Below are 20,636 nucleotides of genomic sequence, written 5' to 3'. Positions count from 1 at the left end.
AGTAGTGTCGACCCATGATGTCTCCCGACCCGCTCATCCGCTTCGAGGGCGTGAGCAAGACGTTCCCGGGCGGCTCGACTGCGGTGGAGCGTCTGGATCTCGACGTGCTCCCCCACGAGCTGCTGGCCCTCGTGGGACCCTCTGGATGCGGCAAGTCCACGACGCTGCGGATGGTCAACCGTCTCGTCGAGCCGACGTCGGGCCGGGTGCTGCTCGAGGGCGAGGACGTGGCCGACGGCGACCCGGTCGCCCTGCGCAGACGCATCGGCTACGTCATCCAGGACGTCGGCCTGTTCCCCCACCGCACCGTCTCCCAGAACGTCGCGACGGTCCCCGGGCTGCTCGGCTGGGACCGCGCGCGCACCCGTCGGCGGGTGGGCGAGCTCCTCGAGGTCGTCGGCCTGGACCCCGCGGTCTACGGTCGCCGCTACCCGCGTGAGCTCTCCGGCGGTGAACGCCAACGCGTGGGCGTCGCGCGTGCCTTGGTCGCGGATCCGCCGGTTCTGCTCATGGACGAACCCTTCGGCGCGGTGGACCCTGAGGGCCGGCGGCGCCTGCAGGTGGAGTTTCGACGCATCCAGCAGGACCTGGGCACCACGGTCATGCTCGTCACCCATGACATCGACGAGGCCGTCCGGCTGGGCGACCGGGTCGCGGTGTTCAGCCGCGGCGGCGTCGTCGAACAGCTCGACGACCCGGTGCGCCTGCTCACCCGACCGGCCAACGCCACGGTCGAGCAGTTCATCGGCGCCGGTCGCAGCGTCAGCCTGCTCGGTCTGGGGCGAGTCACGACAGCCGATCTCGAGCCAGTCTCGGTTCTCGCCGTCGGCGAGCGCGCGGGTGAACCCGGGGGCAGGACGTCGGTCGAGCTGGGGTCCTCCTACGACGAGGCGTTCGCGGCTCTGGCGGCGGGCCGGACCGACCACATCACCGTGACCGACGACGGGCGTCCGGTGGGCCGCCTCGACGCATCAGGTCTGCTGTCCGGGCTGCGCAGGTTGGCCGACTCCACGGCGCCGACCGAACCGGCTCTGGCGCAGGCAGCCGTAGTCACGCCGGCCCGGGACGGCTGACCGGCACGAGGTCCCGGTCAGCTGTTGTCTTCCTCGCGCAGCCGCGGCTGCGTCCGTCGCGCCGGGACGTGCCCGGCCTTGTCGGCGTAGAACGCCCTGATGACGTCCATGTCCGCGCCGACGTCCCCGGACGGTGTGAACGTCGGGCCGAGACCGGCGGTCATGGTCGTGCGGTCGACATACCCGAGGGTGATCGGCAGGCCGGTCTCCAGGGCGATCCGGTAGAAGCCCGACTTCCAGTACGTGCCCGCGCTGCGGGTGCCCTCCGGGCTGATCACCAGGTAGAAGCGCTCCCCCGACCGCACCCGGGCGACGAGATCCTCGACGAGCCCCTGCGGGGAAGAACGGTCCACCGGTATCCCGCCCAGGGCCCGCATGAACCAGCCGAGGGGTGGGCGGAAGAACGCCTTCTTGGCGAGGTATTTCACCGAGATCCCGGCCTCCGCGGAGATCGCGAGCATGTGCACGAAGTCCCAGTAGGCCGTGTGCGGGGCCGCGATCAGGATGCCGGCCCCGTCGCGCGCGATCGGCTCGGAGACCACCGTCCAGCGGCTCAGTCGCCAGTACCCCCGGGCGATCCGTTGGCGGAGCCTCACCCCTGATCAGTCCTCATCCATCTACGACTCGCCCGCTCTGTCATCAGTAACCACCGCGAGCGGCCGAGGCGTAGACGGAACGCGCCTCGGCGAAGGCGGAGTCAGCCGCCTCGGCCCGGCCGAGCTCGGCGAAGATGTCCGCGAGCGCGACGAGGCAGTCGGCGACCTGACGGCGCAGCCCAAGCTCGGTGTACAGGTCGCGGGCGGCGCCGTAGGCGTTCTCCGCCTCACTCAGGCGCGCCGTCTGCCGGAAGACGAGGGCGAGCCCGATCGCGCAGTCCGCCACGCGCTGCCGCACGTCGTGCGCCTCGTAGTACCCGATCGCCGAGACGTAGGCCTCCTCGGCGCGCTCGTAGCGCCGCGACATCGCGTAGATCCCGCCGAGGCTGACGGTCGCGCTGGCGACCTCGCGCTGCAGGTTCTGCGCCCGGTAGAAGTCGCGGGCGCGGGAGTAGGCCGCTTCCGCCTCGTCGAGCTGGTCGGTCCCCCACAGCACGAGGCCGAGGTTCATCTGGCAGTCGGCGACCTGGCGGTGCAGGTTGTTGGCGCGGTAGTAGTCCAGCGCCGCGGTGTAGGCGACCTGCGCGTCGACCCCTCGCTCGGCGTCCCAGAACAGGTCACCGAGGTTGACCGCGCAGGTTGCGGCCTCGTGGTGCAGGTCGTGCGCGGCGAAGTACGTCCGGGCCTGGGAGAAGGCCGCCTCGGCCTCGGTGAAGCGCCGGGTGGACTGGAAGACGTTGCCGAGGTTCGCGGTGCAGTTCGCGACGAGCCTGTCCAACCCGTGCGCGGAGTAGTAGGCGAGCGCCTGCGTGTAGGCGGCCTCCGCCTCGTCGAACCGTTCGGCCGCGCGGTAGACCACGCCGAGCTTGACCGTGCAGTCGACCGCACGGTCCTCGAGCTCGAGTGCGGCGAATGCCTGACGGGCCGACGACCAGTCCCGCTCGGCGCTGAGGTGGTCCCCGTCGGCGAAGGCCACAATCGCGCGCTGGAACAATTCATCGGCGGCGCGTCGTCGCGCAACAGGTGCAGGTGTCCGGTCCATGGCGACGACTGTACGGTAACGGTGGGGCCGTTCTTCGCACCTTCTGGGTGATTTCCCGGCGGCGAGTCAGATCGTCGCTTCCGGCCCCACGACTTCATCGTTTCACTGGCTCATGGGGGTATCGCTCCCAGCCCCCACGGCGGACAGAGAGGTGCTCGCATGGTCGTGAACCTCCCTCCCCCGCACTCCCCCCTCACCCCGCCCGACGTCGCGACCAGGACCGCGGTCATCGCGACTCTGCGCGGCGCGGGATGCGTCTTCGCCGAGGACGAGGCGCTGCTGCTCATCGATGCGGCGCAGTCTCCGTCCGACCTGCTCCAAGCGGTCTCTCGGCGCGTGGCCGGCATCCCCCTCGAGCACATCCTCGGTTGGGCGGAGTTCTGCGGCCTGCGGATCGCCGTCACGCCGGGGGTCTTCGTCCCGCGCCGGCGGACCGAGCTGCTCGCAGCCGAGGCCGGCCGGTTGTCCCGTGCGGGCAGCGTCGTGGTGGACCTGTGCTGCGGGTCCGGGGCCGTCGCCGCGGCGATCGCAGCCATCTTCGCGGGCACCGTCGCGGATGTCGACCTGCACGCCGCGGACATCGACCCGGACGCGGTGCGCTGCGCCCGTCGGAACGTCGAACCCGGCGGACACGTCCACCAGGGCGACCTCTACGACGCACTGCCCGCCGGGTTGCGCGGGCGGGTCGATGTCCTGGCGGTCAACGCGCCCTACGTGCCCACCGACGCGATCGGTCTCATGCCACCGGAGGCCCGCACCCACGAACCACATGTCGCCCTGGACGGCGGACTCGACGGGCTCGACATCCAGCGGCGGGTGGCGGCGTCCGCCCGGCGGTGGCTGGCCCCCGGCGGTCACCTGCTCATCGAGACGAGCGCCGCCCAGGCCGAGACGACCCGCCAGCTGGTCGCGGGCGCGGGCCTGGTGGCCCGAGTCGTGCGGTCGGAGGACCTCGACGCCACAGTCGTCGTGGGTCAGGCGGTCGTGGTCTCCGGCGGCAGCAGCAGGTCCCGCGAGCCGCGAGCCGCGCTGTAGCGCAGCGCCCGCGTGACGACGTCGGCCGCGGCCCGGGCGGCCTCGACGAGAGACTGCCCGGAGGCGAGCCCCGCGGTGAGCGCGCCGTTGAACGTGTCCCCCGTGCCGTTCGGGGCGCCGTCCTCCTTGACCGAGGCCAACCGCGTCGTCGCGTCCTTCTCGAAGACGATGGTCTCGATCACGCCAACCGCGGTGTCCGCCAGGACGCAGCCGGTGACTACGACGCCGCGCTGACGCTCACCGAGCAGGGAGTCGGCGATCGCCCGCAGCCCGGCGAGGGTGGTGGCGTCGGGCGCGGCCTCCTGGCCGAGCAACCCAGCCTCGAACTGGTTGGGGGTGAGCACGTGGGCCCGGGAGACGAGCTCGCTGCGCAGCACCTCGACCACGCCCGGGGCGACGAACACCCCGGAGCCGGTGTCGCCCATGACCGGGTCGCACACGTAGGTGATGTCGGGGTTGGCCGCGAGCGCCCGGTCGACGAAGGCCGCGACCGCCTGTCCCGTCTGCTCGGACCCGAGGTAGCCGCTCACGATGCAGGCGGTGTCCGCCAGGACGCCGTGCTCCTCGATGCCCAGCAGCAGCTCGGCGACGAGCTCGGGGTCGGTCGCGCGGCCGCGGAAGCGCCCGTAGCCGGGGTGGTTGGAGAACAGGACGGTCGGCACGGCAGCCACGGTAAACCCGGCTGCGCGCATCTGCGGGACGGCCGCCGCATTGCCCACGTACCCGGAGATCACCTGGCTCTGGATCGAGACGATCGTGGCGGTCACCGGCTGGTCGCCGCGGTCGCGCCCGCGAAGAATGCCGTCACCGCGCTGGCGAGCGCCACGAGGTCACCGGTGTGCGCGAGCTCGCGGGCGGAGTGCATGGACAGCAGCGGCACGCCGACGTCGACCGTGCGGATCCCCAGCCGGGTGGCGGTCAGCGGCCCGATGGTCGATCCGCACGGCACCGTGTTGTTGGAGACGAACTCCTGGTACGCGACGCCGGCCGCCTCGCAGGTGGCCGCCCACAGGGCCGCGCCGTGCGCGTCGGTCGCGTACCGCTGGTTCGCGTTGATCTTGAGCAGCGGGCCGCCGCCGGCGATCGGCTGGTTCGCGCCGTCGTGCTTCTCGGAGTAGTTGGGGTGCACGCTGTGGCCGGCGTCGGCGGACAGGCACCACGAGCTCGCGTAGGCCTGCAGGCGGTGCGCCGCGGACGCCCCGAGGGTCGCGCCGATGCGGGTGAGCACGTCGTCGAGCAGCGGGCCGCTCGCCCCGGAGCGGCTTTCCGAGCCCAGCTCCTCGTGGTCGAAGGCCGCCAGGACGCTGATGTGAGCGGCGGCTCCGGGCGCTCCGCCCGGGGTAGGGGCCGCGTCGTCGGCCGTGTTCGCAACGGACGCAGCGGTCGCGACGAGCGCGGTGAGCCCGGCGAAGACCGAGGTGAGGTTGTCCATCCGGCCCGCGGCGAACAGGTCTCCGTCGATCCCGAAGCGGGTGGGGGCGGCGGTGTCCGCGGTGAGCACGTCGTAGCCGGCGACGTCCTCCCCGCGCAGGCCCGCGAGCCCGGCGAGGTGCCCCACGAGGTCGGCCTGGGACCGGTCGCCGACACCGAAGACGGGTGCGGTGTGGCGCTGGCGGTCGAGGGTGAGGCCGGCGTTGGCGTCCCGGTCGAGGTGGATGGCCAGCTGCGGGATCCGCAGGAACGGGCCCGTCCGCACGAGGTGCTCGCGCCCATCGCGGGTGACCAGGCGCCCGGCCAGCTCGAGCTCGCGGTCCAGCCAGGAGTTGAGCAGCGGCCCGCCGTAGACCTCGACGCCGGCCTGCAGCCAGCCGTGCGAGCCGATCGTCGGGCGCGGCTTGAGCTTGAAGCCAGGTGAGTCGGTGTGCGCACCCAGGATGCGGAAGGGCGTCGTCGGGCCTGCCGCGGCCGGCTGCACCCAGGCGATGATCGCGCCGTCGCGCACGATGTAGCGGCTGCCGACTGTGGACGTCCACTCCTGCGCCTCGTCCAGGCGGGTGAAGCCCGCCGCGTCGAGGATCCGTGCGGCCTCCGCGGCCGCGTGGTAGGAGGACGGGCTCGCGGTGATGTAGCGGGAGAGGTCGTCGATGTAGTCGGGTGCAGGAGCCATACGACAATCCAATCACGGGTGGGGTGGGGGCTCGTCGCACGAGCGAAGCCGGTTGCGCGGCCCGGGCGACGCACCCTCGACCCCGCTAGGGTCGGGACAGGTGCAGCAGTGACCACCGGCCGCGCCCGGCAGCCGCTAGCCGCGGCCCGTCCCCTGGAGGAGCGCGATGAGCACGAGATTCTTCGAGGTCGTCACCGATGCCTTCGAGGTCATCGGCGTGAGCGTCATGGTGATCGGCTTCGTCGTGAGCCTCGTCGTCACGGCCCGGCGATGGGCCCGCACCGGGGACGGCGCGCTCGCCTTCAGCACGCTGCGCAAGATGTTCGGCGGCGTGATTCTGCTCGGCCTGGAGGTGCTCGTCGCGGCGGATCTGGTCCGCACGATCACGTCGACGCCGTCCCTGACCGAGGCGCTCATCCTCGCGCTCATCGTGCTCATCCGCACCGTGCTGAGCTTCTCGCTCCAGGTGGAGATGGACGGCGTCGCGCCCTGGCGGCGGGCCCTGGTCACCGGGCCGGAGGTGCTCGCGGCGGCGGTGCGCCGGCCGGGCGAGCCGGAGGCGTCCGCGCGCTGAGGCCGCCTGCTGGGGCCTGCCCGCGTGGCACGCGCTGCCCGAAGCACGTCCGGGCGGAGCTCGGATCGTTACAGTCGTCGCATGAGCAACCCTGCCGACTCCGCCGACCGCGTCCGCCGGATCATGGCGCTGCACGGGCTCCCGGCGTCGCCGACGGCCGCGTCGCCGATCCCGGGGGTCGAGAACGAGGTCACGATGGTCGGACCGTCGCGGGACCGCTACGTCGTCCGGTGGCCCCGTGACCTGGCAGGCGGGGACTTCACGGCCGAGATCTGGGCTGCGGACCGGGCGCGGGCCTGCGGTGTCCCCACGCCCGAGGTCGTCGCGGCCGGGATCTTGGACAAGGTTTCGTACTCGGTGCACCGCTACGTCGAGGGGCGCGACGGCGGATCTGTGCGGAGCCCGGACCTGTGGCGCACCGTCGGCGGGTACGCTGCCGCGATCGCCACGGTCCCGCTCGACGCCGCCGCACCCGACTCCCTCTTCTCGCGCTTCGGCCGCGACCTGCGCGCCGCCTGGCAGGCGCACCTGGCGTACAACCTCGACGCGCTCGACGACTCCGACCCGCTGGTCGCTCTCGGGGTCTACACCCGGTCCGAGCAGTCCCGCATCCGCAGCGCGGTCGAGGAGCTGGTCAGGGAGCCGCAGGGCTCCCCGCTCCGGCACGGCTTGCTCCACGGCGACCTGGCGCTGCGCAACGTCGTCGTGCCCGACGACGGCCCTCCCGTGCTCATCGACTGGGGCTCGGCGACGACCGGACCCGTGCCCTACACCGACCTGCTGCATCTGCTGCGCGCCCGCGAGACGGACGGGGCTCCCGACGACGCCGAGCTCGAGGCCTTCGCCGACGGCTACGGGGTCAACCTGACCGCGATCCGACCCCAGCTCGAGTCGCTGCGGCTGCTCGCGGCGGTGGATCTGGTCCGGTGGGCCAGGGACCGCCGACCGGACCGGCTGGAGGCGACCATCGCGGCGGTGCGGGCACGGCTCCGTCGGCGGTAACGGCATTGAGGGCAGTGAGGGCGGGCAGCACGTCGACGGCAGGGGCACGGCGTGGGTCCGGCAGCAGTTCGGCGTCGAGGTCCTGCTAGCGTGGCTCGGTCGTGAACGTTCACAGCCCCGCAGCGACGCCTCTGCGTGGGCCGCACCTCGAAAAGGAGCCCCATGAGCACCGTCGATCGCGGGACGTCCCGACCAGACCAGAGGGCTCGCCGAGCCCGGGTAGCCGTCGCCGTCCTGTTCTTCACGAACGGTGCCCTGTTCGCGAACCTCCTGCCGCGATACCCGGAGATCAAGGAAGGCCTGGGGCTGTCCAACGCTGCCTTCGGCGCGGCGGTGGCTGCCTTCCCGCTGGGCGCCCTGGTCGCCGGGCTCAGCGCGGGCCTGCTCATCCGCCGCTTCGGATCCGCTCGGGTCGCGATCGGCGCGACCCTCCTCGCCACGATCGGCTTCGTCACCGCCGGGGCATCCTCCTCATGGGCCATGCTCGCGGCGGGCCTGTTCATCGCCGGCGCGATGGACGCCATCACCGACGTCGCCCAGAACTCCCACGGCCTGCGTGTCCAGCGCCTCTACGGACGGTCGATCCTCAACTCCTTCCACGCGGTCTGGAGCATGGGGGCCGTCCTGGGCGGCATCATGGGCGCCATTCTCGCGACCGTCGGCCTGTCGACGACCCAGCACATGGTCGTCTCCGCGAGCGTCTTCGGGCTCGCGGCGCTCGCGTCCTACCGCTGGCTGCTCCAGGGACCTGAACCCCTCGGCGAACAGCGCGACGCCGCCGATGCATCCGCCGACGTATCCGCGGAGCCCCGCAGCAAGGGCGCACCGTCGCTGGTTGCTCGGTATGGCGTGCTGCTCGCGCTGGTTGCCATCGCCGCCTCGGGCGCAGTCGTCGAGGATTCCGGCGCCTCGTGGGCAGCCATCTACCTCACCGGCTCCTTCGAGAGCACGGCCTTCCTCGCGAGCTTCGGTTTCATCGCTCTGCAGGGTCTGCAGTTCGTCGGCAGGATCTTCGGGGACACCCTGGTCGACCGTTTTGGTCAGCGGGCTGTCGCGCGGGCTGGCGGCACGATCGTGTTCCTCGGGATGGGATTCGCCCTTCTTGTCCCCACGGTCGTCGGGACCATCACGGGCTTCGGCCTGGCAGGCCTCGGCGTCGCCACTCTCATCCCGGCCGCGATGCACAGCGCCGACCAGATCCCGGGATTCGCCCCGGGGTCTGGGCTGACCATCGTCAGCTGGCTGCTGCGCATCGGGTTCCTCGTCGCGCCGCCGCTGGTCGGCGCGATCGCGGATGCGACGAGCCTGCGGGCAGGACTGCTCATCGTCCCTGCGGTGGGCCTGGTCGTCATCGCCTGCGCCGGGGTGCTCCCCACCAAGCTCAGGACGACACACTCCCTTTCGGCCTGAACGATCAGGCCGGTACGGTCGCCGTCCCAGCATCCTGCACCGAGGACTGTCGACGTGTCGGACGCGATCGACGGGCAGGAACTACTGCTCGTAGACATCTCGCCGGTGGCCGAATGTCACCACGACGACGAGCAGGACGTCGTCATGGATCGCATAGATGATGCGGTGGCCGCCCACTCGTACTCGGAAGCCCGGACGACCGTGCAACGCCTTGGCGCCGGGTGGGCGTGGATCCTGGCCGAGCAACGCGATCGCTCCACGGATCCGGTCGCGGTCGTGGCGGTCGATCTGCTTCAGCGTGCGCACTGCCGCCGGGCGCAGCTCGGTCCGATACCTCACTCCCAGCCCACATCCAACTTCACCTGCGTCCAGGGGATGTTGGATCCCTCCTCAGCGATCGCCTCGTCGAAGGCTGCCGCATCGTCCGCGTCTTCAAGCGCCTCCAGCATCCGCTCGTACTGCGCGGGGCTCACCACGACGGCGGCTCGCTGGCCTCTGCGCTCCCTATATGCCGTAGCCATTAACCTATAGGTCGTAGTAACATAGGGCGCATGGCCGCACGCGCAGGACTCACGATCGATTCGCTCACCGCCTCAGCCGCCGAGCTGGCCGACGAGGTCGGCTTCGAGCGGGTCACGGTATCCGAGCTCGCCCGACGCGTCGGGGTGAAACCCGCCAGCCTGTACTCCCACCTGCGTGGTTCCGACGACCTGCGCGGCCGGATCAGCGTGCTCGCCCTCAGCGAGCTGGGCGATCGCCTCTCGATCGCCCTGGCCGGGCGATCAGGCCGACATGCGCTCGACGCCGTCGTCACGGTCATGCGCAGCTACGCGCACGAGCATCCAGGGCGCTGGGAATCCACCCAGGTCCGCATCACCGCCTCCGAGGCTGGGCCGGTCGGCGCGAAGGTGGGGGCACTGATGCTGGGCATCATGCGCGGCTATGACATACCGCCACAGGAGCAGACCCACGCGGTCCGCCTCGTGAGCGCCGCCGTCGACGGCTTCATCCGGCTGCAGGCGAACGGGAGCTTCGACCGCTCCGAACCGAATGCCGAGGCGTCGTGGACCCGGATGATCCAGGCGCTCGACACCGCGCTCAGCCACTGGCCCGCCGGCGCACCCGACGGCAGCTCAGTTGACAACCGCGAAACTGACAATTCAGAGAGAACATCACGATGAACAACACCCTGACCTGGAACATCCCCCTCACCGAAGACCTGGTCCGCGGAGCGATCGAGCTCGAGCGCACCGCTCGGGGCACGCAGCCGCACCGCCTCCCGGCCTGGGCGCGACGCCAGTTCCCCGATCCGCAGCTCCTCATGGCCGAGGCCCAGCCGTCCGGCGTCCGCCTCGTCTTCCGCACCACGGCGACCACGATCGAACTCGAGACCCGACCGACCCGCATCTCCTACGTCGGAGCGCCCGCCCGCCCGGAGGGCGTCTACGAGCTGCTGGTCGACGGCGTGCCCACCGCCCAGGGAGCCGTCGCCGGCGGCGACGTCCTGTCGATCGACATGACCACCGGAGCGCGGGAGATGCGCACCGGCGAGGCCGGAACCGTGACCTTCCGCGGCCTGCCCGCCAGGGACAAGACCATCGAGCTGTGGCTGCCGCACAACGAGCTGACCGAGCTCGTCGCCCTGCGCGCCGACGCCCCCGTCGAGTCTGTTCCCGCCTGCGGTCGGCCGACATGGCTGCACCATGGCAGCTCGATCAGCCACGGATCCAACGCTCTGACGCCGACCGGCACATGGCCGGCCGTCGCCTCTCGCGCCGCCGACGTGGACCTGATCAACCTCGGATTCGGCGGTAGCGCTCTGCTCGACCCGCTCACCGCGCGCACGCTCCGGGACACCCCGGCGGACGTGATCAGCGTGAAGATGGGCATCAACATCGTCAACCTCGACGGCATGCGGCTGCGCACCTTCGTCCCAGCCATGCACGGCTTCCTCGACACGATCCGCGACGGCCACCCAGACGCTCCCCTGCTGCTCGTCTCCCCGATCCTGTGCCCGATCCACGAGGACACCCCCGGGCCGGGCATGCCCGACCCCGCCACCCTCGGCACCGACACGGTCCGCTTCATGGCCACCGGGGACCCGGCCGAGGTCGCCTACGGAAAGCTCACGCTCGCCGTGATCCGCCATGCCCTGAGCGACATCGTCGCGCAGCGCCAGGTTGAGGATCCCCTCCTCCAGTACCTGGACGGCCGCGAGCTCTACGGCACGTCCGACACCGCCGCTCACCCCTTGCCCGACGCCCTGCACCCGGACGCAGCCACCCACCAGATCATCGGCGAGCGCTTCGCCCGCCTTGCCTTCGGACCGGGTGGCGCGCTGGCGTGACGCCAGCGCCCGGACCTCCGCATCGACGTCGGACGCGGTCAGAACAGGTCCGCCACTGACGCGACCGCAACCACCCGCCGCGCGGTCGCAGCGAGCTCAGCATCGAGCGTGATGAACGCGTCGGCCTGCAGGCAGGTCAGCGCGAGGTACTCCGCGGTGAGCGTGTCGGGCCAATCGAGCTCCACGGCGATGTCCCACGCGACCCGCTGCAGCACCCGGTCGCCGAGCAGGCGCATCCGCATCCCGCGCACATTGTCGAGCTGATGCTCTGCGTCTTTGCGGTCCAGCTCACCGCGCCGGACCGCCGAGTAGAGCCGGGTCAGCACCTGGGACCGGATGAGCGTCGGGGCGAGGAGCTGGTGCGCCGAAGAGATGACCAGCTCCTCCCTCGCGAGATGCAGGGCAACGTCCGGACCGACAACAAACCGAGTCATGGGAGCCTCCGTCATCGAATGTTTCTGTCTGCCGAGTCCATCAGTCAGCGACAAGCGTCGGCATGCACCCGAGCGTACTGAAATGCCTCAAGCCTCCAGAATTCCGGGCACCGACCGTCGGAGTTTGCGCGGCGTTGGCCAGCAGTTCACCCATGCAGCGTGGACTGGCGTGCGGGCGATGACCGCCGCCCGCTGAGCCCACACGTGAAGGTGACATGAGAACCACACAGCAGCCCCGGACCGTCGTACGTGCAGCCCTGACGTTGACGACAGCCGCGCTTCTCCTCGGATCGACCCTCGCCCCTGCGTCAGCCGCCGAGCCCGACCCGACGCAGAACGGCGGCGCCGCGCGCAACGCCGGCGACATGACCGATGCGCTGCGCGCCTCGATCGTGGACACCCCTGCCAAGAACGTCATCCTGCTCATCGGCGACGGGATGGGCGACTCGGAGATCACCGTGGCTCGCAACTACGCCGAGGGTGCGGGCGGGCGTTTCGCCGGTCTTGATGCGCTGCCGCTGACCGGCCAGTACACGACGTACTCGCTCACCAAGGCCGGGGTGCCGGACTACGTGCCCGACTCCGCTGCGACCGGCTCCGCGTGGTCGACGGGCACCAAGACCTACGACAACGCGATCAGCGTCGACATCGCAGGCGCACCGCAGGCCACGCTCTTGGAGATCGCGAAGGCGAACGGGCTCAAGACCGGGGACGTGTCGACCGCGGAGATCCAGGACGCCACGCCGGCTGTCGAGGTCTCCCACGTCACCGCACGCTCCTGCTACGGGCCGGTCAAGACGTCCACCACCTGCCCGACGAACGCGCTCGAGAACGGCGGCGCCGGCTCGATCAGCGAGCAGCTGCTCGACGTCCGCCCGGACGTCACCCTCGGCGGCGGCGCCGCAACCTTCAACGAGACCGCGAAGGCTGGCCCGTGGGCCGGGCAGAGCCTGTTCGACCAGGCCGCCGACCGCGGCTACACCGTCGTGCGCGACGCCGCAGGCCTGGACGCGCTGACCGTGGCGGACCAGAGCGCGCCCGTCCTCGGCCTCTTCACTGACGGGAACTTCCCGGTCCGCTGGAACGGACCGACGGCCACCACGGGCGGCGGCGACCTCGCCCCGGCCCAGTGCACCGACAACCCCGGCCGACTGGCATCCGGGCTGTCCCTCGCCTCACTCACGGACAAGGCGATCTCGCTGCTCGACAACGAGGACGGGTTCTTCCTCCAGGTCGAGGGCGCCTCGATCGACAAGCAGGACCACTCCGCCAACGCCTGCGGTCAGATCGGTGAGACCGTCGACCTTGACGAGGCCGTCCAGGTCGCACTGGACTTCGCCAAGAAGGACGGCAACACCCTCGTCGTCGTGACGGCCGACCACGCCCACACGAGCCAGATCGTCGACTCGACGCCTCCGGGCCTGTCGGTCGCGCTCACCACGACCGAGGGCGGCCGGATGATCGTCAGCTACGGCACCTCGGCCGCGGGCGGCTCGCAGCAGCACACCGGCACCCAGCTGCGCATCGCCGGCTACGGACCCGGAGCGGCCAACGTCGTCGGCCTGACCGACCAGACCGACCTGTTCTTCACCGCCGCCAACAGCCTCGGACTCACGCGCGACCTGCCCTCGCTGAGCTCCGGAGCGACGCTCACTCTGAGCCAACCCGTCGTCGCACCCGGGGCCGCGCTCACGGTGACCGCGAGCGGGCTCGCCGCCGACTGGACCACCTCGGCCATGCTCGGCTCGACCGCGCTCGGCCGGGCCGACGTGATCGACGGCGCGGCGACGTTCACCGGGACCGCGCCCACGACCGAGGGCGCACAGACGATCACGCTGCGCGGCGCGCAGACCGGCGTCGAGCTCACGGCCACCCTCACGGTCAGCGCGGACGCACCGACCTCTCCCCCGGTGACTCCGGCCCCCGATGCCAGCACACCTGACGGCGCCGGTGTGGGCGTCGGTGGAACTGGCCCGACGGGCGGCGGGAACAGCACGGGCGGCGGATCGGCCAGCTCCGGCGGCGGGCTCGCCACGACGGGCACCGAGATCACCCTCGTCGCGATGCTCGCCCTCACGCTCGCCGGTGCCGGGACCGTCATCGTCCGACGGTCGCGCCGTTCGCTGCTGCCCGCCTGACACCTGAATCACAACTCCAGGGACGCCTCCGGAGCCTCACGGCTCTGGGGGCGTCCTGCATTCCTGGATGGGTGCGCCGGCGAGGCATCCCGGTCACCTACGGCGCAAGGCGTTACCAGGGCCTCCCACAACCAGACCAACCGCAGTAGGTTCAGACCGTGTGAGGCGTCGCCGGATGCAGGTCGAGCGCCACTCACCACGAGCGAAGGAGCGCCGCGATGCCCAGCTGGACGAAGGAAGAGCTGTCCAAGATCGGACTGGCCGAAGAACTGCAGGTATCCACGCTGCGCCCGGATGGCACCTTTCACCCGCCAGTGACGATCTGGGTCGTGCGGGCCGGTGACGACCTCTACATCCGGTCGGCCCACGGCCGAGGCAACGGCTGGTTCCGATACGCCCTTGCCGACCCGCGCGGCCGCATCCAGGCGGGTGGCGTCGAGAAGGACGTGGCGTTCGTCGAGCCCGACGACGACATCCACCCAGCGCTCGACACGGCGTACCGCACCAAGTACGACAACCAACCTCCGGCCTACGTCGCCCCCGTGACCGATGCCACCAGCGCGACTGCGACTTTCCGGCTCGACCCGCGCGACGCCTGAGCGCCGGCGTCACCGTCTGAACACTGCAGAGTCTCGCCTACAGATCTCACCACGGACCAGCTCGGCGGCAGTGATCAGGGCGCCAGCAGTTCCCGGACGTCGTCGGGGCCTGGCAGGGCGACGGCCTCGAGCGGGCGGGCGTAGTAGGACCACCAACCCCACCCGGCACCGATCTGCTTCCAGCCCTCGCCCAGTGGGGCCTTGGACAGGATGGTGGTGCGCAGGTGCTGCCATTGCTGCTCGGAGTGCGCCACGACGTGGAACAGAGGGCCGTATCCGATCGAGTGCCACCCGTGGCGACCAGCCCGCTCCAGGACGCGCATCTCGTTGAAGGCCGTCAGCGGAGCGAGCGTCATGGTGTGGGGACCCGTGGTGTCGAGGCCTTCGTTGCGGCGACCGTACCGCTGCTGCGCCGCCTGGCGGGTCATGCCCAGGACGCCGCCGATCTGGTCCCAGGTGCAGCCTGCACCGCGGGCGGAGTCCACAGTGGCCCGCAACAACGCGTCCGTCTCGCTCTGCGCGTCGCGCACGACTGCCACCAGGTCGAGGTGCGCCTGTGGGTCGGTGTCGAGGCGCGCGGTCAGTCCGGGCGCCGCCGCGTCGAGGGCGGCAGCGAGGTGGTCACGAAGGGTGCGGGAAGAGTCCTCGTCGGTCATGCGTCAACTCTACGTTGACGCAACTCGAACCGTCAATCAATGGTTGACGTAGTTCCTCAGCGCGGAGACACCCTCGTCGTCGTGACGGCTACCAGGTCGCTCTCCACGACCGCGCCTGATCAGCCACATGCCACCGGACAATCACCGATCCCCGAAGACCGCGGTGGCACTCGGCGCGGATCTCCATGAGTGACATATTCGGCTCCACCGCGCTCGGCCTGGCCGACGTCATCGCTAGCTCAGCCGAGACGCGGCCGCGCATATGGCACAACAGTTCGCCGAGCATGAAGGGATCCGCCACAAGCCGCGCGTCCCTCGTCAATGCGGAGTACGCTCGATATTGAGTTTGATCCACAGGAAGAGGTGGGCGATGACAGCGATCGATGGGTACCTCCCCGTATCCCCGCCGGCCGCGAGCGTCCCTCCCGTGGCCCAGGTCGGGCGCAGAGAGCGCGCCAAGGAGGACAAGCGAGCGCGGATCTTCTCCGCGGCGTCGGCTGCGTTCGCCGAACACGGCTTCGATCGGGTCACGACCCAGCAGATCGCCGATCGCGCGGACGTCGGGACCGGAACTCTCTTCCGCTACGCGGCGACCAAGGGCGAGCTGTTCCTCATGGTCTACAACGAGCGGTTCGCGGACGCCGTCGAGGCCGGTGCGCTCGCCTCACGACGGCACACCGACCGCACCGACCGCACCGACGCAGTGCACGCCCTGGTCGATCCGGTACTCACGTGGGCACGCAGTCTGGGCGACTCCGCCGACTACCAGCGCGAGCTGCTGTTCGGCCCGGCCGGTGAGCGCTACCGCGACGAGGGTCTCGCGATCGTGGCGGACCTGCAGAACCGAATCACGACGCTGTTGCTGACAGACCAGCCCGACCCGACACAGGTCACGACCCGTGAGGCCCACCGCGCGGCACGCAGCGTGTTCGCCATCCTCAACCTGCTCCTCGTGCAGCCCTTGAACGACCTGCACCCCGAGAGCGACGCCAGCGCCGAGCTGCACGCACAGATCGCACAGGTGGTCCGCGGATACGTCGCGACCACCGACACCCCAGACACCGGCTCCCGGTGAGACCTGATCCACGGGGCACGAGTCCCGCACGACCAACCAGCACACGGCAGGAAGGAACAACGATGCACTACACCAGCGGCAACTACGAGGCGTTCGCCCGACCGCGCAAGCCTGCAGGGGTCGACGACAAGACGGCCTGGTTTGTCGGCGCCGGGCTCGCGTCCCTGTCCGGGGCGGCGTTCCTCATCCGAGACGGGCAGATGCCCGGCGACAAGATCACCATCCTGGAGGAGCTCAAGCTGCCCGGCGGTGCGCTCGACGGGATCAAGGCACCGAAGAAGGGATTCGTGGTCCGCGGGGGCCGCGAGATGGAGGACCACTTCGAGACGCTGTGGGACCTCTTCCGGTCCATCCCATCTCTCGAGGTCGAGGGCGCCAGCGTCCTGGACGAGTTCTACTGGCTGAACAAGGACGACCCGAACTTCTCCCTGCAGCGAGCCACCGTCGATCGCGGTCAGGACGCGCGCACCGACGGGAAGTTCAGCCTGTCGGACAAGGCGCAGAAGGAGATCGTCAAGGTCTTCCTCGCCACCCGCGAGGAGATGGAGAACAAGCGGATCGACGAGGTGTTCAGCCGCGAGTTCCTGGGCAGCCACTTCTGGCTGTACTGGCGCACGATGTTCGCCTTCGAGGAGTGGCACAGCGCCCTGGAGATGAAGCTGTACCTGCACCGCTTCATCCACCACATCGGTGGGCTGCCTGACTTCTCCGCGCTGAAGTTCACCAAGTACAACCAGTACGAGTCGCTCGTGCTGCCGCTGTACACCTGGCTGCTCGACCAGGGGGTCAAATTCCATTTCTCGACCGAGGTCACTGACGTCGAGTTCGACATCGACGCGACCAGCGGCCGCAAGCAGGCCACCCGTCTGCACTGGACCGCCGGCTCGGACGGCGCACCCGGCGACGGGGTCGACCTCACCGAGAATGACCTGCTGTTCATGACGATCGGCTCCCTGACCGAGAACTCGGACGAGGGAGATCAGCACACCCCGGCCAAACTCAACGAAGGCCCGGCTCCGGCGTGGGACCTCTGGCGTCGCATCGCCGCCAAAGACCCGGCCTTCGGCCGCCCCGGAGTGTTCGCCGACCACATCCCAGAGACCAAGTGGGAATCGGCGACCGTCACCACCGTAGACGCGCGCATCCCGGCCTACATCGAGAAGATCGCCAAGCGAGACCCGCTGTCCGGCAAGGTCGTCACCGGCGGCATCGTCACCGCCAAGGACTCGTCCTGGCTGCTGTCCTGGACCGTGAACCGCCAGCCGCACTTCAAGCAGCAGAAGCCCGACGAGTGCGTCGTGTGGGTCTACGCCTTGTTCTCCGACGTCCCTGGGAACTACACCGGAAAGACCATCCAGGAGTCCACCGGCGAAGAGATCGCCCGCGAGTGGCTCTATCACATGGGCGTCCCGGTCGACGAGATCGACGACCTTGCCGCCACGGGAGCCAAAACCGTCCCGGTCATGATGCCGTACGTCACCGCGTTCTTCATGCCCCGCCAGGCCGGCGACCGTCCCGACGTGGTGCCGGCAGGGTCGGTCAACTTCGCGTTCATCGGTCAGTTCGCCGAGTCGGCCAGCCGAGACTGCATCTTCACGACCGAGTACTCGGTCCGCACCCCGATGGAGGCCGTCTACACCCTGCTCGACATCGAGCGCGGCGTACCCGAGGTGTTCGGCTCGACCTACGACGTGCGGGCGCTGCTCTCCGCCACATCCCGGCTCCGCGACGGCGAGGAGATCAAGCTTCCCGGCGGCCCGCTGATCCGCAGGCTGGTAAACAAGAAGATCGACGACAACCAGATCGGCGAGCTGCTGCATCAGTTCGGTCTTCTCGAGTGAGACAAATCCAGCGCGACGAGGGTGGACGTCGCGCCGGACCCTCGACCTGGACCGGTCAGAGCGTCTCGCGCAGGCGCTACGCCTGCATGTCCACGAACCGCGAGTAGTGCCCCTGGAACGCCACCGTGATCGTGTCCGTCGGACCGTTACGGTGTTTGGCCACGATCAGGTCGGCCTCTCCGGCGCGCGGGGACTCCTTCTCGTAGGCGTCCTCGCGGTGCAGCAGGATGACGATGTCCGCGTCCTGCTCGATCGAGCCGGACTCACGCAGGTCGCTCATCGCGGGGCGCTTGTCGGTGCGCTGCTCGGCGCCACGGTTGAGCTGGGAGATGGCGATCAGCGGGACCTCGAGCTCCTTGGCGAGCAGCTTGAGCGCACGGGAGAACTCCGAGACCTCCTGCTGACGCGACTCCACGCGCTTCCCGGATGTCATGAGCTGGAGGTAGTCGATGACCACAAGCTTGAGGTCGTGCTTCTGCTTGAGCCGGCGGCACTTGGCGCGGATCTCCATGAGCGACATGTTCGGGGAGTCGTCGATGAACAGCGGCGCCTCCGAGATCCGTCCCATGGTCCCGGCGAGCTTCTGCCAGTCCTCCTCGCCCATCGACCCGTTGCGCATCTTCTGCAGGTGGATGCGCGCCTCGGCCGAGAGCAGGCGCATGGTGATCTCGTTGCGGCTCATCTCGAGGGAGAAGACCACCGACGCCATACCGTGCTTGATCGACGCGTTCCTCGCGATATCGATTCCGAGCGTCGAGTTGTGCGTCGGAATCATCGCCTCCCCCGCCAGGTACAGGTGCGTGGGATGGGCGATCTCCACGCAGCGGACTGGCACCGAGTCGACCCGCCGGACATCGGTGATGAAGCGATTCTTGAGGCGCGGGGTCGAGCGGTGGCGACGCTCCTTGTGGACCAGCTTCTTCCGGTCGAGGGCGAATACCTCGTCATCGGTCGTGAAGGTGATCGTGAAGCACGTCGAGGAAGCCTCGCTGCGGCCGGTCACCCGCCTCTCGGACCACCCGGTCCGGTATCCGAGGCTGTGCACGAGTTCGCGGGCATCGAGGGCCAGCTGGCGGCTCGTGACGGCGAACTGCGGGCTGCCTGTGGGGTTGACGGTGCCATCCGTGTCCAGCAGGCCGGCGAGGAGCTCGCGACGCTGGGCCTCGCTGGCCCGAAGGTACGAGGCTGGGATGTGCTTGTTATCCATGACGCCGAGCGTCCGCAGGATCCCGGCGACACTTCCTCGCGCATCGTGGCAGTCCTGGCAACGCCGCAGGCCCGTGCTGGGCCGGCCGCAGTCCGGACAGGTCGGAGCGGGCATAGGCGCGGAGACCTTGGAGGACTTGCCACCACATGAACGCCCACAAGTCTTGACCTGGGTGGTGTGGGGGACGAAAGCCACGCCACACACGACGCAGGACCGCTCGGCGATCGGTTCGCTCGGCAGGAGCTGCAACGAGTACAGCTTCGCGGCTCCCTCCACGCTCTGTCGCTCCTGTGCAACCAGCCCGAGCCCCTCGATACGCATCGGGATCTCCGGGTCGGCCGAAGTGAAGCGTGCGGAAGCCGAGTGTCCATCCCCCAGCCAGACACCGAGGGCATAGGGGTGCAGCGGCAGATCAGCTTCCCGTAGGTCCAACGCTGCCGCGATCGCCACGGAGTGGTTAGCCCTCTGGTCAGCAGTCGCGCACCGTGCCGTCACGGCGATCTCCTCGGTCGTCCGGACCGTAGGTGAAGTACCCGACTTACGGCGCGCGGCCCGGTCGCTCGTGGCCCATTCGTGCTGAGCATCGGCGACGATCACGGATCCGTCATCGAACGTCACCTGATAGCACGGCCGCTCCGTCATGACGTCTGTCGCCGCGACAACTCGTGTCGGCGTACCGTCTGCGGCCATCAGCTCATCGCCGACTGCGACCTCCGCCATGGTGGTCCAGCCGGTCGGAGTTGCCAGCTTGGTGTCGAGGGCGAGGGCCTTACCGATGGCAGGCCGTGCCGCCAATACGATCATCTGTCCCGGGTGCAGCCCGTTGGTCAACCGGTCCAGGTCCGCAAACCCCGTCGGCACGCCGACCATGCCCTCGCCGCGGTGGCCGGCCGCCTCGATCTCGTCGACCGCTCCCCCGATCACGTCGCCAAGGACGTGGTAGTCCTCGCTCGTGCGGGTCTCGGTGACCGCGTAAACCTCGGCCTGGGCGTTGTTGACGAGGTCGTCGACGTCGCCGCCGTCGGTCGCGTACCCGAGCTGGACGATGCGCGTGCCCGCCTGGACGAGCCGGCGCAGCACCGCCCGCTCGCGCACGATGCGCGCGTAGTACCCGGCGTTGGCGGCAGTAGGCACCATCGAGATGAGCTCGTGGATGTAGGGGGCGCCGCCGATGCGGCTCATCTCCCCGCGCTTGGTGAGCTCGGCGACGACGGTGATCGCGTCGGCGGGCTCGCCGCGGCCGTAGAGGTCGATGATGACGTCGTAGACGGCCTCGTGGGAGGGGCGGTAGAAGTCGGTGCCCTTGATCTGCTCGATGACGTCGGCGATGGCGTCCTTCGAGATGAGCATGCCGCCCAGGACGCTCTGCTCAGCGGCGATGTCCTGCGGGGGGGTCCGGTCGAAGCTCGGTCCTGAGGAGCCGGACCCGCCCGACCTGAAGTCAGGCTCGATTTCTGCGATCGACATGTGTTCCGTCCCTACGTTGTGCTCGTGGGCTCA

At 69.9% G+C, this 20,636-nt stretch carries 20 protein-coding genes; 11 read left to right on the top strand and 9 right to left on the bottom strand.

Features of this window, described 5'->3' with window-relative positions; translation table 11 throughout:
• Window positions 1-14: 14 nt before the first annotated feature.
• Complete coding sequence (locus BLQ50_RS02190; protein WP_175558985.1) at window positions 15-1,073, top strand: ABC transporter ATP-binding protein; 1,059 nt, start codon at window positions 15-17, stop codon at window positions 1,071-1,073.
• 17 nt (window positions 1,074-1,090) lie between these two features.
• Here BLQ50_RS02190 and BLQ50_RS02185 read toward each other — a convergent pair whose 3' ends face one another.
• On the bottom strand, window positions 1,091-1,669 hold the full coding sequence (locus tag BLQ50_RS02185; protein WP_093180861.1) for a 1-acyl-sn-glycerol-3-phosphate acyltransferase: 579 nt from the start codon (window positions 1,667-1,669) through the stop codon (window positions 1,091-1,093).
• A gap of 43 nt (window positions 1,670-1,712) precedes the next feature.
• Window positions 1,713-2,711, bottom strand: a complete 999-nt coding sequence (locus BLQ50_RS02180) for a tetratricopeptide repeat protein (RefSeq protein ID WP_093180859.1) — start codon at window positions 2,709-2,711, stop codon at window positions 1,713-1,715.
• Window positions 2,712-2,870: 159 nt separating this feature from the next.
• On the opposite strand from BLQ50_RS02180, the gene BLQ50_RS02175 reads away from it, so the two are divergent.
• Entirely contained in the window at window positions 2,871-3,746 is an 876-nt protein-coding gene (locus BLQ50_RS02175; RefSeq protein WP_093180857.1) for a putative protein N(5)-glutamine methyltransferase, read from the top strand.
• Here BLQ50_RS02175 and pdxY read toward each other — a convergent pair.
• Both pdxY and BLQ50_RS02165 read right to left on the bottom strand, forming a co-directional pair.
• The gene (gene pdxY / locus BLQ50_RS02170) at window positions 3,686-4,513 is read right to left on the bottom strand and encodes a pyridoxal kinase (RefSeq protein WP_217629073.1); all 828 of its coding nucleotides are present in this window, start codon (window positions 4,511-4,513) and stop codon (window positions 3,686-3,688) included. The two genes, BLQ50_RS02175 and pdxY, sit on opposite strands and share 61 nt — an antisense overlap.
• Entirely contained in the window at window positions 4,510-5,853 is a 1,344-nt protein-coding gene (locus BLQ50_RS02165) for a M18 family aminopeptidase (protein ID WP_093180854.1), read from the bottom strand. The genes pdxY and BLQ50_RS02165 overlap by 4 nt, the downstream gene beginning before the upstream one ends.
• Before the next feature lie 166 nt (window positions 5,854-6,019).
• On the opposite strand from BLQ50_RS02165, the gene BLQ50_RS02160 reads away from it, so the two are divergent.
• The 3 genes from BLQ50_RS02160 to BLQ50_RS02150 all read left to right on the top strand — a co-directional run bounded on the left by BLQ50_RS02160 (window position 6,020) and on the right by BLQ50_RS02150 (window position 8,839).
• Window positions 6,020-6,427: a DUF1622 domain-containing protein gene (locus BLQ50_RS02160; protein ID WP_093180852.1), complete on the top strand. Its 408-nt coding sequence runs from the start codon at window positions 6,020-6,022 to the stop codon at window positions 6,425-6,427.
• 81 nt (window positions 6,428-6,508) lie between these two features.
• The gene (locus tag BLQ50_RS02155) at window positions 6,509-7,429 is read left to right on the top strand and encodes a phosphotransferase enzyme family protein (RefSeq protein WP_093180850.1); all 921 of its coding nucleotides are present in this window, start codon (window positions 6,509-6,511) and stop codon (window positions 7,427-7,429) included.
• Window positions 7,430-7,591: 162 nt separating this feature from the next.
• Window positions 7,592-8,839, top strand: a complete 1,248-nt coding sequence (locus BLQ50_RS02150) for an MFS transporter (RefSeq protein ID WP_093180849.1) — start codon at window positions 7,592-7,594, stop codon at window positions 8,837-8,839.
• An 81-nt stretch (window positions 8,840-8,920) separates the two neighbouring features.
• Here the strand turns inward: BLQ50_RS02150 and BLQ50_RS02145 are convergent, their stop codons facing one another.
• Window positions 8,921-9,178, bottom strand: a complete 258-nt coding sequence (locus tag BLQ50_RS02145; RefSeq protein WP_093180847.1) for a type II toxin-antitoxin system RelE family toxin — start codon at window positions 9,176-9,178, stop codon at window positions 8,921-8,923.
• Entirely contained in the window at window positions 9,175-9,360 is a 186-nt protein-coding gene (locus tag BLQ50_RS02140; RefSeq protein WP_093180846.1) for a prevent-host-death family protein, read from the bottom strand. Before BLQ50_RS02140 ends, BLQ50_RS02145 begins: the two co-directional genes overlap by 4 nt.
• A 30-nt stretch (window positions 9,361-9,390) precedes the next feature.
• On the opposite strand from BLQ50_RS02140, the gene BLQ50_RS02135 reads away from it, so the two are divergent.
• Together BLQ50_RS02135 and BLQ50_RS02130 are read left to right on the top strand one after the other, a co-directional pair.
• A complete protein-coding gene (locus tag BLQ50_RS02135; protein WP_093180844.1) occupies window positions 9,391-10,020 on the top strand; it encodes a TetR/AcrR family transcriptional regulator in 630 nt (209 codons plus the stop codon).
• Window positions 10,017-11,186 (top strand): SGNH/GDSL hydrolase family protein, encoded by a 1,170-nt coding sequence (locus BLQ50_RS02130; RefSeq protein WP_093180843.1) that lies wholly within the window; start codon window positions 10,017-10,019, stop codon window positions 11,184-11,186. The genes BLQ50_RS02135 and BLQ50_RS02130 overlap by 4 nt, the downstream gene beginning before the upstream one ends.
• A 38-nt stretch (window positions 11,187-11,224) precedes the next feature.
• On the opposite strand, the gene BLQ50_RS02125 is transcribed toward BLQ50_RS02130, so the two are convergent.
• Window positions 11,225-11,620 (bottom strand): type II toxin-antitoxin system VapC family toxin, encoded by a 396-nt coding sequence (locus tag BLQ50_RS02125; RefSeq protein ID WP_093180841.1) that lies wholly within the window; start codon window positions 11,618-11,620, stop codon window positions 11,225-11,227.
• Window positions 11,621-11,835: 215 nt separating this feature from the next.
• Between BLQ50_RS02125 and phoA the strand changes: the two genes are divergently transcribed.
• Together phoA and BLQ50_RS02115 are read left to right on the top strand one after the other, a co-directional pair.
• Window positions 11,836-13,758 (top strand): alkaline phosphatase, encoded by a 1,923-nt coding sequence (gene phoA / locus BLQ50_RS02120; protein WP_093180840.1) that lies wholly within the window; start codon window positions 11,836-11,838, stop codon window positions 13,756-13,758.
• 218 nt (window positions 13,759-13,976) lie between these two features.
• Window positions 13,977-14,357 carry a DUF2255 family protein gene (locus BLQ50_RS02115; RefSeq protein WP_093180838.1) on the top strand — a complete coding sequence of 127 codons (381 nt, stop codon included), beginning with the start codon at window positions 13,977-13,979 and terminating at the stop codon, window positions 14,355-14,357.
• 74 nt (window positions 14,358-14,431) lie between these two features.
• Here the strand turns inward: BLQ50_RS02115 and BLQ50_RS02110 are convergent, their stop codons facing one another.
• Entirely contained in the window at window positions 14,432-15,013 is a 582-nt protein-coding gene (locus tag BLQ50_RS02110) for a hypothetical protein (RefSeq protein ID WP_093180837.1), read from the bottom strand.
• Window positions 15,014-15,383: 370 nt separating this feature from the next.
• On the opposite strand from BLQ50_RS02110, the gene BLQ50_RS02105 reads away from it, so the two are divergent.
• A complete protein-coding gene (locus BLQ50_RS02105) occupies window positions 15,384-16,088 on the top strand; it encodes a TetR/AcrR family transcriptional regulator (protein ID WP_175558984.1) in 705 nt (234 codons plus the stop codon).
• Between the two features lie 62 nt (window positions 16,089-16,150).
• Window positions 16,151-17,929 carry an oleate hydratase gene (locus BLQ50_RS02100; protein ID WP_093180834.1) on the top strand — a complete coding sequence of 593 codons (1,779 nt, stop codon included), beginning with the start codon at window positions 16,151-16,153 and terminating at the stop codon, window positions 17,927-17,929.
• A 76-nt stretch (window positions 17,930-18,005) separates the two neighbouring features.
• Here the strand turns inward: BLQ50_RS02100 and dnaB are convergent, their stop codons facing one another.
• Window positions 18,006-20,603: a replicative DNA helicase gene (gene dnaB, locus BLQ50_RS02095; protein ID WP_093180832.1), complete on the bottom strand. Its 2,598-nt coding sequence runs from the start codon at window positions 20,601-20,603 to the stop codon at window positions 18,006-18,008.
• Between the last annotated feature and the right edge of the window lie 33 nt (window positions 20,604-20,636).

It is taken from the genome of Sanguibacter gelidistatuariae (assembly GCF_900096585.1).
GTDB classification, from domain to species: domain Bacteria; phylum Actinomycetota; class Actinomycetes; order Actinomycetales; family Cellulomonadaceae; genus Sanguibacter; species Sanguibacter gelidistatuariae.
The sequence above is the reverse complement of the archived record's forward strand: the minus strand, read 5'-3'. Positions and strand labels throughout refer to the sequence as shown.

Coding starts and splice junctions, on each gene's coding strand:
- BLQ50_RS02190 (WP_175558985.1), top strand. CDS start 15: ATGATGTCTCCCGACCCGCTCATCCGCTTCGAGGGCGTGAGCAAGACG.
- BLQ50_RS02180 (WP_093180859.1), bottom strand. CDS start 2,711: ATGGACCGGACACCTGCACCTGTTGCGCGACGACGCGCCGCCGATGAA.
- BLQ50_RS02175 (WP_093180857.1), top strand. CDS start 2,871: ATGGTCGTGAACCTCCCTCCCCCGCACTCCCCCCTCACCCCGCCCGAC.
- BLQ50_RS02165 (WP_093180854.1), bottom strand. CDS start 5,853: ATGGCTCCTGCACCCGACTACATCGACGACCTCTCCCGCTACATCACC.
- BLQ50_RS02160 (WP_093180852.1), top strand. CDS start 6,020: ATGAGCACGAGATTCTTCGAGGTCGTCACCGATGCCTTCGAGGTCATC.
- BLQ50_RS02155 (WP_093180850.1), top strand. CDS start 6,509: ATGAGCAACCCTGCCGACTCCGCCGACCGCGTCCGCCGGATCATGGCG.
- BLQ50_RS02150 (WP_093180849.1), top strand. CDS start 7,592: ATGAGCACCGTCGATCGCGGGACGTCCCGACCAGACCAGAGGGCTCGC.
- BLQ50_RS02140 (WP_093180846.1), bottom strand. CDS start 9,360: ATGGCTACGGCATATAGGGAGCGCAGAGGCCAGCGAGCCGCCGTCGTG.
- BLQ50_RS02135 (WP_093180844.1), top strand. CDS start 9,391: ATGGCCGCACGCGCAGGACTCACGATCGATTCGCTCACCGCCTCAGCC.
- BLQ50_RS02130 (WP_093180843.1), top strand. CDS start 10,017: ATGAACAACACCCTGACCTGGAACATCCCCCTCACCGAAGACCTGGTC.
- BLQ50_RS02125 (WP_093180841.1), bottom strand. CDS start 11,620: ATGACTCGGTTTGTTGTCGGTCCGGACGTTGCCCTGCATCTCGCGAGG.
- phoA (WP_093180840.1), top strand. CDS start 11,836: ATGAGAACCACACAGCAGCCCCGGACCGTCGTACGTGCAGCCCTGACG.
- BLQ50_RS02115 (WP_093180838.1), top strand. CDS start 13,977: ATGCCCAGCTGGACGAAGGAAGAGCTGTCCAAGATCGGACTGGCCGAA.
- BLQ50_RS02110 (WP_093180837.1), bottom strand. CDS start 15,013: ATGACCGACGAGGACTCTTCCCGCACCCTTCGTGACCACCTCGCTGCC.
- BLQ50_RS02105 (WP_175558984.1), top strand. CDS start 15,384: ATGACAGCGATCGATGGGTACCTCCCCGTATCCCCGCCGGCCGCGAGC.
- BLQ50_RS02100 (WP_093180834.1), top strand. CDS start 16,151: ATGCACTACACCAGCGGCAACTACGAGGCGTTCGCCCGACCGCGCAAG.
- dnaB (WP_093180832.1), bottom strand. CDS start 20,603: ATGTCGATCGCAGAAATCGAGCCTGACTTCAGGTCGGGCGGGTCCGGC.